At 64.4% G+C, this 15,785-nt stretch carries 11 protein-coding genes and 1 pseudogene; 5 read left to right on the top strand and 7 right to left on the bottom strand.

Annotated elements, in window-relative coordinates:
* Positions 1-17: 17 nt before the first annotated feature.
* Positions 18-887 carry a crotonase/enoyl-CoA hydratase family protein gene (locus FHT09_RS18280; RefSeq protein WP_104606396.1) on the bottom strand — a complete coding sequence of 290 codons (870 nt, stop codon included), beginning with the start codon at positions 885-887 and terminating at the stop codon, positions 18-20.
* Between the two features lie 184 nt (positions 888-1,071).
* Positions 1,072-2,754, bottom strand: coding sequence for a long-chain fatty acid--CoA ligase (locus FHT09_RS18285; RefSeq protein WP_104606395.1), 1,683 nt, complete (start codon positions 2,752-2,754; stop codon positions 1,072-1,074).
* A gap of 138 nt (positions 2,755-2,892) precedes the next feature.
* Here FHT09_RS18285 and FHT09_RS20365 point away from each other — a divergent pair.
* Positions 2,893-3,123: pseudogene (locus tag FHT09_RS20365) on the top strand (nuclear transport factor 2 family protein); the annotation flags it as partial.
* Between the two features lie 112 nt (positions 3,124-3,235).
* Here the strand turns inward: FHT09_RS20365 and acnA are convergent.
* A complete protein-coding gene (gene acnA, locus FHT09_RS18290; protein WP_104606394.1) occupies positions 3,236-6,004 on the bottom strand; it encodes an aconitate hydratase AcnA in 2,769 nt (922 codons plus the stop codon).
* Positions 6,005-6,155: 151 nt separating this feature from the next.
* On the opposite strand from acnA, the gene FHT09_RS18295 reads away from it, so the two are divergent.
* From FHT09_RS18295 to FHT09_RS18310, 4 genes are all read left to right on the top strand, one after another.
* Positions 6,156-6,404, top strand: a complete 249-nt coding sequence (locus FHT09_RS18295) for an AbrB/MazE/SpoVT family DNA-binding domain-containing protein (RefSeq protein ID WP_016903180.1) — start codon at positions 6,156-6,158, stop codon at positions 6,402-6,404.
* Positions 6,401-6,811: a type II toxin-antitoxin system VapC family toxin gene (locus FHT09_RS18300; RefSeq protein ID WP_016903181.1), complete on the top strand. Its 411-nt coding sequence runs from the start codon at positions 6,401-6,403 to the stop codon at positions 6,809-6,811. Before FHT09_RS18295 ends, FHT09_RS18300 begins: the two co-directional genes overlap by 4 nt.
* A gap of 49 nt (positions 6,812-6,860) precedes the next feature.
* Positions 6,861-9,452: a bifunctional aconitate hydratase 2/2-methylisocitrate dehydratase gene (gene acnB, locus FHT09_RS18305; RefSeq protein ID WP_104606393.1), complete on the top strand. Its 2,592-nt coding sequence runs from the start codon at positions 6,861-6,863 to the stop codon at positions 9,450-9,452.
* Between the two features lie 195 nt (positions 9,453-9,647).
* Positions 9,648-10,493: an alpha/beta fold hydrolase gene (locus FHT09_RS18310; RefSeq protein WP_104606392.1), complete on the top strand. Its 846-nt coding sequence runs from the start codon at positions 9,648-9,650 to the stop codon at positions 10,491-10,493.
* Between the two features lie 371 nt (positions 10,494-10,864).
* On the opposite strand, the gene FHT09_RS18315 is transcribed toward FHT09_RS18310, so the two are convergent.
* From FHT09_RS18315 to FHT09_RS18330, 4 genes are read right to left on the bottom strand one after another with little or no spacing between them, the layout of a single operon-like run.
* Positions 10,865-13,192: an EAL domain-containing protein gene (locus FHT09_RS18315; RefSeq protein ID WP_104606391.1), complete on the bottom strand. Its 2,328-nt coding sequence runs from the start codon at positions 13,190-13,192 to the stop codon at positions 10,865-10,867.
* Between the two features lie 6 nt (positions 13,193-13,198).
* Positions 13,199-14,275, bottom strand: a complete 1,077-nt coding sequence (locus FHT09_RS18320) for a chemotaxis response regulator protein-glutamate methylesterase (protein ID WP_104606390.1) — start codon at positions 14,273-14,275, stop codon at positions 13,199-13,201.
* Complete coding sequence (gene cheD, locus FHT09_RS18325) at positions 14,272-14,868, bottom strand: chemoreceptor glutamine deamidase CheD (RefSeq protein WP_104606389.1); 597 nt, start codon at positions 14,866-14,868, stop codon at positions 14,272-14,274. Before cheD ends, FHT09_RS18320 begins: the two co-directional genes overlap by 4 nt.
* Positions 14,865-15,734: a CheR family methyltransferase gene (locus FHT09_RS18330; RefSeq protein WP_104606388.1), complete on the bottom strand. Its 870-nt coding sequence runs from the start codon at positions 15,732-15,734 to the stop codon at positions 14,865-14,867. The genes cheD and FHT09_RS18330 overlap by 4 nt, the downstream gene beginning before the upstream one ends.
* Positions 15,735-15,785: the final 51 nt, after the last annotated feature.

Below are 15,785 nucleotides of genomic sequence, written 5' to 3' on the forward strand. Positions count from 1 at the left end.
ATTGGATCGACCAAAAATCAGGCAACGCTTGCGCCGGCTCGGCGATTTTGTGCCTTGACCAGGCGGTCCATCGTACGCAGCGATTTGTCGCTCAGCGCCAGCGCCGTATCGACCCACACTTCGGTAATGCGCAGCAACTCGTCGTAAGGCACCGCCTGTGCCAGATTGCGTGCCGCGTTCATCGCCAGGTAGGAATTGGAGATACGCTGCTGCCGGCGAATGAGGGTTTCGGTGGCCGCGATGCCCTGTCCCTTGGGCACCAGCACGTCCACGATGCCCATCGCATGCATTTCTTCGCTGCTGTAGATGCGTCCATCGAGAATGATTTTTTCCGCCAGATGGGGCGAGACGCGGCGGCACAGGAAGGAATAGGCACCCATGCCCGGAAACAAGCCGAACAGGACCTCAGGCAGTCCCATGCCGATGCCTTCCTCGGCAACGATGGTGTGGCAGGCCAGGGCCATCTCCAGTCCGCCTCCCAATGCATCGCCTTGCAGCAGCGCAATGCTGCGCACGTCCCCACCGAAGCCGACATGCAGGTGATGGACGCCTTCCACGCATCGAATGGCGTAGCTCATGAGTTGCTCGCGATTCTGTTCGCGGATCAAGCGTGCGAACAGGTCCAGATCGCCACCGAGATTGAATGCGTCCGCGTCGGAGGCGAGTACGAAATGACGGAGCTCGCCAGCGCGACGCTCGTGCGGAGCGCGGGTGATGGCGCTCATGATCTCCCACATGTCTTCCAACAAGTCGGTGCGGCAGCATGGTCGTACTCCGGCATTCGCGTCCGCGTGCATGAACAACCAGTGGGTGCCGTCGGCGACCGATGAGTCAACACGAATGGTGGAGTGAGGATGGCCGAGGTAACGCTTTTCGATCGTGTTCATGGGCATGATCCTGGAAAGGCCCGCGGCGGGAGAGTGGATGCCGGCGGGCGCGCACAATCCACTCCGAATCGATGCTACACCGGCACTATCTCCATGAACGCAAAGGGCTTTCCCATCGCTGGAAAAGCCCTCTGCTGTGCATCTTCGCTACGGCACTTCACTTGCTGCCGAGGCGTGTCTACGATTACTTCGGGGGCGCATCCCGCAGTTCGCGGCGCAGGATCTTGCCGACGTTGGTCTTTGGCAAATCCTTGCGGAATTCGATCACTCGCGGCTGCTTGTAGCCGGTCAGGTTGGCGCGGCAATGCGCCTTGACGGCGTCGGCGGTCAGGGCAGGGTTCTTCTTCACGATGACGGCCTTGACGATCTCGCCGGACTTCTCGTCCGGCACGCCGACGGCGGCCACCTCCAGCACCCCGGGCATCTCGGCGATCACGTCCTCGATCTCGTTCGGGTAGACGTTGAAGCCGGACACCAGAATCATGTCCTTCTTGCGGTCGACGATGTAGACGAAGCCTTGCTCGTCCATCCGCGCGATATCGCCGGTATGCAACCAGCCTTCGGCATCCATGACCTTGGCGGTCTCTTCGGGCTTCTTCCAGTAGCCCTTCATCACCTGCGGGCCCTTGATGCACAGCTCGCCAATTTCGCCCAGCGGCAGCGCCGCGCCGGTATCGTCCTTGATGCAGGCATCGGTGGACGGAATCGGCAGGCCGATCGAGCCGTTGTAGTCCTTCAGGTCCATCGGGTTGATGCAGGCGGCCGGCGAGGTTTCGGTCAGGCCGTAGGCCTCGACCAGGGTCAGGCCGGTGACCTTTTTCCAGCGTTCGGCGACCGAACGCTGTACCGCCATGCCACCGCCGAGGGTCATCTTGAGCGTGGAAAAATCCACCTGATCGAAGCCTGGGGTATTGAGTAGGCCGTTGAACAGCGTGTTGACCCCGGTGAAGGCGGTGAAGCGGGTCTTCTTCAATTCCTTGACGAAGCCGGGCATGTCGCGCGGATTGCTGATCAGGTGGTTGCAGCCACCGATCTTCATGAAGACCAGGCCGTTGGCCGTCAATGCAAAGATGTGGTACAGCGGCAGCGCGGTGATCACCACCTCGGCGCCTTCTTCCAGCTTGCCGGTGCCGGCAAGCCACTGGTGGGCCTGCTGCATGTTGGCCACCAGATTGCGGTGGGTGAGCATCGCGCCCTTGGCCACGCCGGTGGTGCCGCCGGTGTACTGCAGGAAGGCGATGTCGTCGGGCACGATCTGCAACGTCGGCACGCTGTGTTTGCGGCCCAGCGCCAGTGCGTCGCGGAAACGGATCGCGCCATTGATGCGGTAATCCGGCACCAGCTTCTTGACGTACTTGACGACGAAATTGACCACCGCCGCCTTCGGGAAGCCGAGCATGTCGCCCAGCCCGGTGGTGATCACCTGCTTGACCGGGGTGTCGGCGATGACCTGCTGCACGGTGGTGCCGAAGTTGTCGATCACCACCAGCACGCTGGCGCCGGAGTCGATCAGCTGATGCTTCAGCTCGCGCGGTGTGTAGAGCGGATTGACGTTGACCACGGTCATGCCGGCGCGCAGCACGCCGAACGTGGCGACCGGATACTGCAGACAGTTGGGCATCATCAGGGCGACGCGGTCGCCTTTCTTCAACTGCAACTCGCCAAGCAGATAGGCGGCGAACTGCTCGACCAGCTGATCAGCTTCGCGATAGGTGATGGTCTTGCCGAAGCTGTGGTACGCGGGGCGGTCGGCAAACCGCTTGACCGAGGTGGCGAACACCTCGGCCACGGTACGGAACTGCTCCAGATCGATCTCGGCGGCGACGCCGGCCGGATAACTTTGCAACCAAGGACGTGCCTGATTCATCTGCCCCCCTCCAGGGTATTCGGCGACGCGGTGTGTTCCACGGCGCTACAACAGCTGGCAGCATACCGTCATGGATGGAAAAGGCGAAGCGTGATGCAGAGCAGCATTCAAGCGCGGTGACGGGTCGGGTTAGCCGCAATTTGCATCGTGGCCTTGATCGGTTGTGCGCGTGCTGCACCCTAGCAACGGCTGCGCACAACGTTGGAGGCGATGCAGCGGACGATCGAGGCACGCGAGATCGGCGAGGCAATGGCACCGGTAGCAGGGAGCTTTGTTGGCGAACAGGGACTGGATGCAGTCGGCCTGCGGCGATTGATGCAGCTGCAGCTGCTGGGCAATCGCAGGATCGGGGTGACGCTGGGGCCGGTGGCCGTGACGCTTGCTCCCCTGTCCAGCGGCAGCGGAGTTCTGAGCGTCCAAAACGACACTCCCGCCAGGCGGCGGGAGTGTTTTCGAGCCAATGGCGCAGCGCGCCTTGCGATCAGGCCGCCTTGCGTGCGGCCAGTTGGCGCAGCACGTACTGCAGCAGGCCGCCGTGCTTGAAGTACTCCACTTCCTTGGGCGTCAGCAGCAGCACTTTGACCTGGAACTGCTTGACGCTGCCGTCGGACTTTGTGGCATCCACCGTGGCACGGCGGCTGGCGCCGTCCTGCAGGCCGGTGATGTCCAGCACTTCCGAACCATCCAGGCCCAGCGTCTGCGCGTTTTCGTTCTCGAGGAACTGCAGCGGCAGCACGCCCATGCCGACCAGATTGGAGCGATGGATGCGCTCGAAGCTCTCGGCGATCACCGCCTTGACGCCGAGCAGGTTGGTGCCCTTGGCCGCCCAGTCGCGCGAGGAGCCGGTGCCGTATTCCTTGCCGGCCAGCACCACCAGCGGCACGCCGTCGGCCTTGTACTTCACTGCCGCATCGTAGATCGCCAGTTTTTCAGGCGCCGCGCCGTCCTTTCCGTAGTACAGGGTGTTGCCGCCTTCTTCGCCGCCGAACATCAGGTTCTTGATGCGGATGTTGGCGAACGTACCGCGCACCATCACGTCGTCGTTGCCGCGGCGGCTGCCGTAGCTGTTGAAGTCGGCCGGTTGCACGCCGCGTTCCTGCAGGAAGCGGCCCGCCGGCGAATCCTTCTTGATGTTGCCGGCCGGCGAGATGTGGTCGGTGGTGATCGAGTCGCCGAACAGGCCCATGATGCGCGCCCCGTGCACGTCCTCGACATGGCCGACCTGCATGGTCATGCCGTCGAAGTAGGGCGGATTCTTGATGTAGGTCGAGGCCGCGTCCCATGCGTACAGCGCGCCATCCGGGGAGGCGATGGTGTTCCAGCGGCTGTCGCCCTTGAACACGTCGGCGTAGTTCTGCTTGAACATCTCCGGGCCGACGGTGGCGGCGATGGTGTCGCCGATTTCCTTGTTGCTCGGCCAGATGTCGCGCAGATACACCGGCTGCCCGTCGCTACCGGTACCCAGCGGGTCGGTGGTGAGGTTGATGTCGGTGGTGCCGGCGATCGCATACGCCACCACCAGCGGCGGCGAGGCGAGGTAGTTCATCTTCACTTCGGGATGCACGCGGCCTTCGAAGTTGCGGTTGCCCGACAACACCGAAGACACCACCAGGTCGTCCTCGGCGATCGCCGCAGAGACATCGTCCGGTAGCGGGCCGGAGTTGCCGATACAAGTGGTGCAGCCATAGCCGACCACATAAAAACCGAGCTTTTCCAGGTCGGCGAGCACGCCGGCCTTGCTCAGGTAATCGGTGACCACCCGCGAGCCCGGCCCGAGCGAGGTCTTCACCCACGGCTGCGCCTTCAGCCCCTTGGCCGCCGCGTTGCGCGCGAGCAGGCCGGCACCCAGCATCACTGCCGGATTGGAGGTGTTTGTGCAGGAGGTGATCGCGGCGATCACCACCGAGCCGTCGCGCAGCTGCCAGCCGGCGCCGCTGTCGGTGGAACTCTCGGCTTGCGCGGCTTTGGCACCGACCGCAGTGCCGCCGCCGCCTTCGTTCTTCAGGCGATCTTCCTGTTTGATGTCGGTCGGGCGCTTGCTGCGCGCATCCACGAACGGCTTGAGGCTCTCGCGGAAGTTGGACTGCATGTCTTCCAGCAGCACGCGGTCCTGCGGGCGCTTGGGGCCGGCCAGCGACGGTTTGACCTCGCCCATGTCCAGCTCCAGCGTGGCGCTGTACTGCGCCGGCGGGGTGTTGGCGTCGTGCCACAGGCCCTGTGCCTTGGTATAGGCCTCGACCAGCGCGATCTGCTCCTCGCTGCGGCCGGACAAGCGCAAATAGGTCAGCGATTCGTCGTCGACCGGGAAGATGCCGCAGGTGGCGCCGTATTCCGGTGCCATGTTGCCGATGGTGGCGCGATCGGCCAGCGGCAGATGCTGCAGGCCTTCGCCATAGAACTCGACGAACTTGCCGACCACGCCGGCCTTGCGCAGCATCTGGGTGACCGTGAGCACCAGGTCGGTGGCGGTGGCGCCCTCGGGCAGCTTGCCACTGAGCTTGAAGCCGACCACCTGCGGAATCAGCATGGACGACGGCTGGCCCAGCATCGCGGCCTCGGCCTCGATACCGCCCACGCCCCAGCCCAGCACGCCGATGCCGTTGATCATGGTGGTGTGGCTGTCGGTGCCGAACACGGTGTCCGGATAGGCGATCCGGGTCCCGTCCTTGTCCGCGCTCATTACCACGCGCGCCAGGTTTTCCAGGTTCACCTGGTGGACGATGCCGGTATTGGGCGGCACCACCTTGAAGTTTTCGAACGCCTTCTGGCCCCAGCGCAGGAAACCGTAGCGCTCCTGGTTGCGCTGGAATTCGATCTTGCCGTTGAGATCGAGCGCATCGGCCGAGCCGAACACATCCACCTGCACCGAGTGGTCGATGACCAGCTCGGACGGGATCTGCGGATTGATCTGGTCGGCATTGCCGCCGAGCTTGACCACGGCATCGCGCATCGCGGCCAGGTCGACCACGCACGGCACGCCGGTGAAGTCCTGCAGCACCACACGGGCCGGCATGAAGGCGATTTCGATGTCGGGTTCTGCCGTGGGGTCCCACTTGGCGACCGCTTCGATATGGTCCTTGCCGACGGTGGCACCACCGTCCTCATGCCGGAGCAGGTTCTCCAGCAGGATCTTCATCGAATAGGGCAGGTGGCCGATCTCGAAGCGCTCGCCGAGCTTGGGCAGGCTGTAGTACTCGTAGCGCTGGCCGTTGACCTCAAGCGAGGTGCGGGTGGAAAAGGAATCGCTCATGCATCACTCCTATGGCTGCAGGCTTTAGGTCTCTTTCGCACAGTGTGACCAATTCAGTGTGTACGTTCGGTTGCAGGACAGGGTATGTGGGCTTGAGTACGACAAGTCAAGTATGTAAAATCGCTACATACTTTCTAGCGGGGCCACCTTCATGGAAGCCACAGTTGCCGAGCGCGGGCAGATCACGCTGCCCAAGGCCGTGCGCGATGCCCTGGGCCTGACCAAGGGCACCACGCTCAAGATCGAACTCGATGGCGGGCGCATCATCCTGCGCAAGGACGTCAGCGAGGCGCTGCGCAAGGTGCGCGGCAAGTTCAAGCTGGTGGACGGGCTGACCAGTACCGACGAGGCCATGCGCGCCATCCGCGGCCGCGCCCCCGGGGATCCGTTCGACCCATGATCGCGCTGGATTCCTCGGTGCTGCTCGACATCCTGGTCGGCGATGCGGTCTACGGCGAAGTGTCGGAGATCTGCATCGGCGATGCGCTGGCGCGCGACGAGGTGGTGGTCTGCGATGCGGTGGTAGCCGAGGTGCTGGCCATGCTCGATACCCAGGTCGACCTGATGGAAACCCTGGCCTCGATCGGCGTGCGGTACGAAGCCACCCAGGAAGCGGCGGCGGTGCGCGCCGGCCACATGAACAAGCGCTTCCGCGCGCGCGGCGGCAAGCGCGAGCGGGTGGTGGCCGACTTTCTGATCGGCGCCCACGCGATGCTCCAGTGCGACGGCTTGATCACCCGCGACGAGGGCTTTTTCCGCGACTACTTCAAGGGTTTGAAGATCGTTGTCCCCAAACCCGCACGCTGATCCACGTTTCGCGTTTACACATTCACTAGTTGTCTTTCGGAGAATCCGCATGTTGGAAGCCTATCGCCACCACGTTGCAGAGCGCGCCGCGCTCGGTATCCCGCCGCTGCCGCTGACCGCGCAGCAGACCGCCGAGGTCATCGAGCTGCTGAAGGCTCCGCCGGCGGGCGAAGAACACTTCCTGGTCGAGCTGCTCAGCCAGCGCGTGCCGGCCGGTGTCGACGACGCCGCCAAGGTCAAGGCCTCGTACCTGGCCGCGGTGGCGTTCGGCACCGAGAAAACCGCGCTGATCAGCCCCACGCGTGCGACCGAGCTGCTCGGCACCATGCTGGGTGGCTACAACATCCAGCCGCTGATCGATCTGCTCGACAACGCCGAGCTGGGCGCCACCGCCGCCGAAGCGCTCAAGCACACCTTGCTGGTGTTCGACGCGTTCCACGACGTGCAGGAAAAGGCCGAAGCCGGTAACGCGCACGCCAAGGCGGTGCTGCAGAGCTGGGCCGATGCCGAGTGGTTCACCAGCAAGCCGGAAGTGCCGCAGAGCATGACCGTCACCGTGTTCAAGGTGCCGGGCGAGACCAACACCGACGACCTGTCGCCGGCCCCGGATGCGACCACGCGCCCTGACATCCCGCTGCACGCGCTGGCGATGCTGAAGAACGCCCGCGACAGTGCGGCCTTCGTGCCGGAAGAAGACGGCAAGCGTGGCCCGATCCAGGCCATCGCCGATCTCAAGGCCAAGGGCCACCTGGTCGCCTACGTGGGCGATGTGGTCGGTACCGGTTCCTCGCGCAAGTCGGCGACCAACTCGGTGCTGTGGTGGACCGGCGAAGACATTCCGTACATTCCGAACAAGCGCTTCGGCGGCGTGTGCCTGGGCAGCAAGATCGCCCCGATCTTCTACAACACGATGGAAGACGCCGGCGCGTTGCCGATCGAGCTGGACGTGTCGCAGATGGAGCACGGCGATGTGGTCGAGCTGCGTCCGTACGACGGCAAGGCCCTGAAGAACGGCCAGGTGATCGCCGAGTTCGCGATGAAGTCGGACGTGCTGTTCGACGAAGTGCGCGCCGGTGGCCGCATTCCGTTGATCGTCGGCCGCGGCCTGACCGCCAAGGCGCGCGAGTTCCTGGGCCTGCCGGCCTCTGACCTGTTCCGCCTGCCGATGGACCCGCCGGATACCGGCAAGGGCTTCTCGCTGGCGCAGAAGATGGTCGGCCGCGCCTGCGGCCTGCCGGAAGGCCAGGGCATGCGCCCGGGCACCTACTGCGAGCCGAAGATGACCTCGGTGGGCTCGCAGGACACCACCGGCCCGATGACGCGCGACGAGTTGAAGGATCTGGCCTGCCTGGGCTTCTCGGCCGATCTGGTGATGCAGTCGTTCTGCCACACCGCCGCCTATCCGAAGCCGGTGGACGTCAAGACCCACCACACCTTGCCGGAGTTCATCTCCACCCGTGGCGGCGTGTCGCTGCGTCCGGGCGATGGCGTGATCCACAGCTGGCTCAATCGCATGCTGCTGCCCGACACCGTCGGCACCGGTGGCGACTCGCACACGCGTTTCCCGATCGGCATTTCGTTCCCGGCCGGCTCCGGTCTGGTGGCCTTCGCGGCCGCCACCGGCGTGATGCCGCTGGACATGCCCGAAAGCGTGTTGGTGCGCTTCAAGGGGCAGATGCAGCCGGGCGTGACCTTGCGTGACCTGGTCAACGCGATCCCGCTGTACGCGATCAAGGACGGCCTGCTGACCGTGGCCAAGCAGGGCAAGAAGAACATCTTCTCCGGCCGTATCCTGGAAATCGAAGGTCTGCCGAACCTGAAGGTGGAGCAGGCGTTCGAGCTGTCCGACGCTTCGGCCGAGCGTTCGGCGGCCGGTTGCACCGTGCACCTGGACAAGGCGCCGATCATCGAATACCTGACCAGCAACATCACCCTGCTGCGCTGGATGATTGCCGAAGGGTATGCCGATGCGCGCACGCTGGGCCGCCGCATCAAGAAGATGGAGGAGTGGCTGGCCGATCCGCAGCTGCTGGAGCCCGATGCCGACGCCGAGTACGCCGCCGTCATCGAGATCGATCTGGCCGACATCGTTGAACCGATCGTGGCGTGCCCGAACGACCCGGACGACGTCAAGACGCTGTCCGACGTGGCCGGTGCTTCGATCGACGAGGTGTTCATCGGTTCGTGCATGACCAACATCGGTCACTTCCGCGCGGCTGCCAAGTTGCTGGAAGGCAAGCGCGATATCCCGACCCGTCTGTGGGTTGCGCCGCCGACCAAGATGGATGCCTCCGAGCTGACCAAGGAAGGCCATTACGGCACCTTCGGCGCGGCCGGTGCGCGCATGGAAATGCCCGGCTGCTCGCTGTGCATGGGCAACCAGGCACAGGCACGCGAGGGCGCCACGGTGTTCTCCACCTCCACGCGTAACTTCCCGAATCGTCTGGGCCGCAACACCAATGTGTACCTGGGTTCGGCGGAACTGGCGGCGATCTGCTCGCGTCTGGGCCGCATCCCGACCAAGGACGAGTACATGGCCGATGTGGGCGTGATCAAGACCAGTGGCGATCAGATCTACCGCTACATGAACTTCGATCAGATCCAGGAGTATCAGGACGTGGCTGACACCGTCGCTGCCTGACCCGGCCAGTCGTCTGCATTTTCAAAAACGCCCGGCAATGCCGGGCGTTTTTCGTTACTCGGGCGATGACTTCGTCTTGCGTGCGCAATGCCGGAAGTTAAGGCAATCGCAGTTAACCCGCCTGCCGCATTGCAACAAAAATCTGAAGTCGCGAGGTCTACAGTGGCGCCGCTCCCACCGCTCTGATGATCTCCAATGCCCACTTGCACGATCGCTGGTCAAACGCTGCATTACGCACACTACGGTCAAGGGTTTCCGGTTCTGCTTGGCCACAGTTATCTCTGGGACGCGGCGATGTGGGAACCGCAGATCCAGGCGCTTTCGCAGCACTATCGGGTCATCGTTCCCGAGCTGTGGGGGCACGGGCGATCGGCAGCCCTGCCAACGTGCACGCAGACGGTGGGCGATCTTGCCAGGCAGATGCTGCTGTTGCTGGATGCGTTGGAACTGCCGCACTGCGCAGTGGTCGGCTTGTCGGTCGGTGGCATGTGGGGCGCCGAGCTGGCGCTGCTGGCGCCGCAGCGCGTGCGCAGCCTGGTGCTGATGGATACCTTCCTGGGTGCCGAGCCGCAGGCCACGCAAACGCGTTATTTCGCTCTGCTGGATGCGATCGAAGCGGCCGGGCGGGTGACGCCTGCGTTGATCGAGGCGATCGTGCCGATCTTTTTCCGCCCCGGCATCGATCTGAATTCCGCGCTGCCGGCTGCGTTTGCGCAGCGCCTGGCGGCGATGTCGGCCGAGCAGTTGCGCACCTCGATCGTGCCGCTGGGCCGGCTGATCTTCGGGCGCGCGGATCGCCTGGAGGCGATGTCCGCGCTGAATCCGGCCAGCACCTTCCTGCTCGGCGGCGCAGACGATATTCCGCGCCCGCCCGAAGAGCTGTGGCTGATGGCCGAGGTGATCGGTTGCGACTACGAGCTGATCCCCGATGCCGGGCATATCGCATCGCTGGAGAATCCGGCGTTCGTCACCGCGCAGTTGCTGGGTTGGTTGAAGCGCACCGTGGCATCGGATTCGACGCGGATGGAAAGGCGCGCCTGAAGGCAGCGTCCAGGCACAGGCATCGCTCTAATGATGTGCTGCTGATCTGGCGATCAGAACGACATCATGCGTTGCTTGCAACCATGAGCACCGGCCACCTCGCTTGGCGCTGCTTGCAACCATGAGCACCGGCCACCTCACTTGGTCCTTGCCCGCCCACCGTCGCGGGCTCTTACGCGGCATGGATGCCGCGTAAGAGCCTACACGGATGTACTTGCGGCGTGTCCCGCGATGGTGGGCGGGCAAGGGCGCTGCACCGAAGCACCAGATCGGATGCTTTGTCTTTTGGCAGGTTGCTTCGACCTGCTGATGCGAGCGTAAAACGCTATCAGCGCAAGCCTGACGACCACGACGGGGTGTCGTGAGCCGCCTTAAGGCTGCGTGCCCAACCAGGCTTCTAGTGCCGCCGCCGGCAATGGCCGCGAAAACAGATAGCCCTGCAGCACTTCGCAGCCGAGGTCGGCGAGGAACAGGCGCTGTGCTTCGTTTTCCACGCCTTCGGCAACCACATGCTTGCGCAGATGCTCGCCGATACGCAGCACCGAGGTGGTGAGGGCGCGTGCGTCTTCGCTATGTTCGATGTCGCGGACGAAGCTCATGTCCAGCTTGAGTTCGTCGATCGGCAGACGATGCAGATGGCTCAGGCTGGAATAGCCGGTGCCGAAGTCGTCCAGCGACAACGAGATGCCGGCTTCGCGGATGGCGTGCAGATTTTCCAGTACGCCGGGCTGCCCGGAAAGCATCACGCTCTCGGTCATTTCCAGCGTGAGGTCGGAGGGCTGCGCGCCCATGTCGGCGATCAGGCGCAGCAGGTCGCTGAGCATGCGCGGGCTTTCGAAGCTGCTCGCCGACAGATTCACCGACACCCGCGCCACCGGTACGCCACGTTTGCGCCAATCGGCAATCTGCCGGCAGGCGCTGCGCAGCACCCAATCGTTGAGCTGCGGCATCATGCCTTGCTCTTCGGCCACGGGCAGGAAACGCGCCGGCGAGATGGCACCCAGTTGCGGATGATTCCAGCGCAACAGCGCTTCCACGCCGTACAGCGCGTGCGGCGCGGCGCTGTGCAGTTGCGGTTGATAGTGCAGCTGCAGCTGATCGCGCCCGATGGCCTGACGCAACTCGGCTTCCAGCGCAACGCGCTCCTGCGCCATGCGGTTCATGTCGGAACTGAAAAAGCGGAACCGTGCACCGCCTTCCTGCTTGGCGCGGTTCATGGCCAGATCGGCATGCCGCAGCAGGATGTTGATGTCGCGCCCGTCCTCGGGAAACATCGCCACGCCGATGCTGGCAGACGGATGCACGGTCATGTTGCCGACCGGCAGCGGCCTGGCAATGGTGCCCAGCACACGTTCTGCGGCGGCACTGGCCTGCTCGGCGCTGCATTGCGGCAGCGCGAGTGCGAATTCGTCGCCGGCCAGGCGTGCCAGCATGGCGGTGGCGGTCAGTTGTTCGCCGATGCGCAAGGCGATGTCGCGCAGCAGACCGTCGCCGGCGGCATGGCCCTGGCTGTCGTTGATCAGTTTGAAGCGGTCGATGTTGATGAACATCAACGTGGCCGGTTCACCGGCATATTCGGCTTGCGTCAGCGCTTGCTCGGCGCGTGCGCTGAACATGATGCGGTTGGGCAGGCCGGTCAGCGCATCGTAGAACGCGAGTTGATGCACGCGTTGGCGGATCTGTTCGCGTTCCAGTGCCAGCGTGCACAGTTGCTGGCACAACTCGGTCAGGCGTACGTGCCAGGCATCGGCACGCTGCGCCTTTCTGTAGTAGAGCGCGAAGGTGCCGAGCACGCGTGCGCTGTTGGAGCGGATCGGTGTGCTCCAGCAAGCGTGCAGGCCCATCGGCAGCAGCAGTTCGCGGAACTGCGCGAACAGTGGGTCGGTGGCAATGTCTTCCACCATCACCGCGCGGCCACGCCAGGCGGCAGTGCCGCAGGCGCCTGCGCCCGGCGCGATCTTCAGCCCGTTGACCGCATCGGCATACTCCGGCGGCAGGCTGGGCGCGGCCAGCGAATGCAGGCAGCCCTGATTGTCCGCGCTCATGACCGTGGCCAGCGCGTCCGGTGCGATGCGTTCGACCTCGGTGCAGATCAGCGTCATGACCTCGATCAGCGGCCGCTCCTGCACCAAGGCCTCGAGCACGCGGTGCTGCAGCACTTCATGCATCTTGGTGTCGGTGATGTCGGTCAGCACCGCCACGTAATGCGACGGCAGATGCCTGGCGTCGTAGATCGGATTGAAGTTGAGCGAGATCCACAGCGGCGTGCCGTCCTTGCGATACACCAGCAGGTCGGCCTGGGTCTGCTGCAGCGCGTCGGCACGGTCGCGGATGCGCGCCACCTCGTCCTGGTCGCTTTGCGCGCGGGTGAGCACGTCCGAGGGGCGTTTGCCCACCAGCTCGGCCTCGGTATAGCCGAACATGCGCTGGAAGCCGTCGTTGGCATAGAGCAGGCGCGATTGCAGATCGCAGATCAGGATTGCACTGCTGCTGCCGTCCAGCGCTTCGGCCAGCAGGCGTGAACGCGTGGCGTCGGGATGTTCGTCGGGCCTGCGCATGCCAGCAGTGACCGGCCAAACCTTGATCGTCCTGGGGGTTGTCGCGTTATGTGACGGCGCATCCGCCGTCGCCAGCGACGCGGCTTCCGCGGCGCCGGGAACCGCCGCCTGTTCGGTCGGATGCCGGGGAGGAGAGACCATGCCGGATCAGCGCGCCTGTGCCGACAGCGCGATCAGGCGCTCGGCAATCCGGCCCAGCGGCACCACTTCCTGCGCGGCGCCGAGTTTGTAGGCGGCACCGGGCATGCCCCATACCACGCTGCTGGCCTCGTCCTGTACCAGCGTCGGCGCGCCGGCCTGCAGCATTTCCAGCAGGCCGCGTGCACCATCGTCGCCCATGCCGGTGAGAATGGCGCCGACCGCATTCGGGCCTGCGTTGGCGGCAACAGAGCGAAACAGCACGTCCACCGCCGGCTTGTGGCGATTGACCGGCGGGCCGTCGTCGATGCGGCAGCGCCAGCGCGCACCGTCGCGGATGATGCGCAGATGCTGACCGCCCGGCGGCAGATAAGCGTGGCCTGGCAGGATTGCCTCGCCATCGCTGGCCTCGCGCACGGACATTGCCGAATGGCGATTGAGGCGTTCGGCAAAGGCGGTGCTGAAGCTGGCCGGAAGATGCTGGGTCATCACCACCGCCGGTGCATCGGCGGGCATGTGCTCGAGTACCACGCGCAGGGCTTCGGTACCGCCGGCCGAGGCGCCGATGGCGATCAGGCGGTCGGTGGTGCGGAAACGCAGCGCGCTACCGGGCACCGGCGCGGACTGCATGTCCAGGGTGACCTTGGGCGCGCTGGGACGATTGAGCGCGCTGACCCTGGCCTTGGACGCCATCTTGACCTTGCTGACGATTTCCTCGGCATAGCCTTCCAGCCCGCGGGCGACGTCGATCTTGGGCTTGGAGACAAAGTCCACCGCGCCCAGCGACAAGGCCTGCAAGGTGGTGTCGGCGCCACGTTCGGTCAGCGATGAAATCATCACCACCGGGGTGGGGCGCAGGCGCATGAGGTTTTCCAGAAACACCAGGCCGTCCATGCGCGGCATTTCCACATCCAGCGTGATCACGTCCGGATTGAGGCGTTTGATCTTTTCGCGCGCCAGGATCGGGTCGGCGGCCGAGCCGATCACCTCGATACCGGCGTCGCGCGAGAGGATTTCGGTCAGCATCTGGCGTACGACCGCCGAGTCGTCGACGATCAATACACGCACAGGGGTTTCCAGCGTCATTCGAACAACTCCACTCCACCGGTGACCGGTGCTTTGGACAGACGGGCGCGCACGGCCGATTCGGCGGCGGCGACTTCGGCTTCGTGTGCATGCGGCAACCGCTGCACCACCACGCGTCCGGTCGTCGGGAAGAACCATACCTTGCGAGGATGGATGCCGCACATATCTTCGGCGATGATGGGAATGTGTTCGGCCTGCAGGTACTGGCGCACGAACTCGGCGTTGCGGGTGCCGACCGGATTGCTGGTGAATCCCTTGAGCACGTTGGCGCCACCGAAAACCTTCGCTTCGATGCGTTTGCGATGCGCGCCGCGCTTGAGCATGTCGTTGATCAGCAACTCCATCGCGTAACTGCCGTAACGCGCGGGTGCGCCATCGCCGACCTGGCCTTCCGGCAGCAGGAAGTGATTCATGCCACCGATCTTCAGGACCGGATCGCGCAGACAGGCGGCAACGCACGATCCCAAGGTGGTCGTCAACGCGGTGTCGTCGTCGACCACCAGGTACTGGGTGGGCAGCAGCTTGGCAGTGATGGTCTGGAACCGCGAATCGCGGTAACGCATGACATCGTCGACCTGCGCGGCGGTACTCATGCAGACGCTCCCGCGCGCGGGCTGCGCCTGTACAGCGTGCGCCCGCACGGCTGGATCAGATCGGCCGCGTGCAGGTAGTTCTCTGAGTGCCCGGTGTAAAGCAGACCGTCGTCGCCCATATGGCTGACCAGCCGCGACAGGATGCCGCGCTGTGTCGGTTTGTCAAAGTAGATCATCACGTTGCGGCAGAACAGCGCCGCGTACGGACCGCCGACATCGTAGCGCGGTGCCAGCAGATTCAGCTGGCGGTATTCGATGAGCTGGCGCAACGCCGGGATGACCCGGCACTTGCCCTCGTTGGGGCCGCTGCCGCGCTGGAAGTACTTGCGCTTGATCGATGCGTCCAGCGAGGCGACGCGGTCGATGGCATAGACGCCGCGCGAGGCGGTGTCCAGCACCTGGGTGTCGACGTCGGTGGCGACGATGCTGACCGGCGGGGTCAAGGTGCCGAAGGCTTCGCAGGCGGTGATGGCGATGGAGTAGGGCTCCTCACCGGTGGAGGCCGCGCAAGACCAGATCTTCAACGGTGCCTGCGAGGCGCGCTTTTGCAGCTCTTCGCGCAGTTTGTCGAAGTGGTGCGGCTCGCGGAAGAACGAGGTCAGGTTGGTGGTCAGCGCGTTGGTGAACGCCTGCCATTCCTCCTCGTCGTTGCCTGCTTCCAGCTGGTCCAGATAGTCGCGGAAGGAGCGCAGGCCGAGTACGCGAAGGCGACGCGACAGCCGGCCATACACCATGTCGCGCTTGGCCGGAGCCAGGGCGATGCCGACACGCTGATAGATCAGGTCGCAGACGCGCTTGAAATCGCGGTCGCCAAAATCAAATTCGCGTGTGTCTGAAGCGGAAGTCGAGGTGGTCGTCATATCCATACGCGTCGTTAGCGATGACTAGATATCGGCCAGGTGGTCATGCAACTGAAG

Origin of the sequence: Xanthomonas sp. CFBP 8152, from assembly GCF_014199025.1 — a bacterium.
Lineage (GTDB): Bacteria > Pseudomonadota > Gammaproteobacteria > Xanthomonadales > Xanthomonadaceae > Xanthomonas > Xanthomonas arboricola_B.

What these genes read in the sequence shown, in the direction of transcription:
- FHT09_RS18285 (WP_104606395.1), bottom strand. Translation starts at nt 2,754, where the DNA reads ATGAATCAGGCACGTCCTTGGTTGCAAAGTTATCCGGCCGGCGTCGCC.
- FHT09_RS18320 (WP_104606390.1), bottom strand. Translation starts at nt 14,275, where the DNA reads ATGACGCTGGAAACCCCTGTGCGTGTATTGATCGTCGACGACTCGGCG.
- acnB (WP_104606393.1), top strand. Translation starts at nt 6,861, where the DNA reads ATGTTGGAAGCCTATCGCCACCACGTTGCAGAGCGCGCCGCGCTCGGT.
- FHT09_RS18315 (WP_104606391.1), bottom strand. Translation starts at nt 13,192, where the DNA reads ATGGTCTCTCCTCCCCGGCATCCGACCGAACAGGCGGCGGTTCCCGGC.
- FHT09_RS18295 (WP_016903180.1), top strand. Translation starts at nt 6,156, where the DNA reads ATGGAAGCCACAGTTGCCGAGCGCGGGCAGATCACGCTGCCCAAGGCC.
- acnA (WP_104606394.1), bottom strand. Translation starts at nt 6,004, where the DNA reads ATGAGCGATTCCTTTTCCACCCGCACCTCGCTTGAGGTCAACGGCCAG.
- FHT09_RS18300 (WP_016903181.1), top strand. Translation starts at nt 6,401, where the DNA reads ATGATCGCGCTGGATTCCTCGGTGCTGCTCGACATCCTGGTCGGCGAT.
- FHT09_RS18280 (WP_104606396.1), bottom strand. Translation starts at nt 887, where the DNA reads ATGAACACGATCGAAAAGCGTTACCTCGGCCATCCTCACTCCACCATT.
- FHT09_RS18310 (WP_104606392.1), top strand. Translation starts at nt 9,648, where the DNA reads ATGCCCACTTGCACGATCGCTGGTCAAACGCTGCATTACGCACACTAC.
- FHT09_RS18330 (WP_104606388.1), bottom strand. Translation starts at nt 15,734, where the DNA reads ATGGATATGACGACCACCTCGACTTCCGCTTCAGACACACGCGAATTT.
- cheD (WP_104606389.1), bottom strand. Translation starts at nt 14,868, where the DNA reads ATGAGTACCGCCGCGCAGGTCGACGATGTCATGCGTTACCGCGATTCG.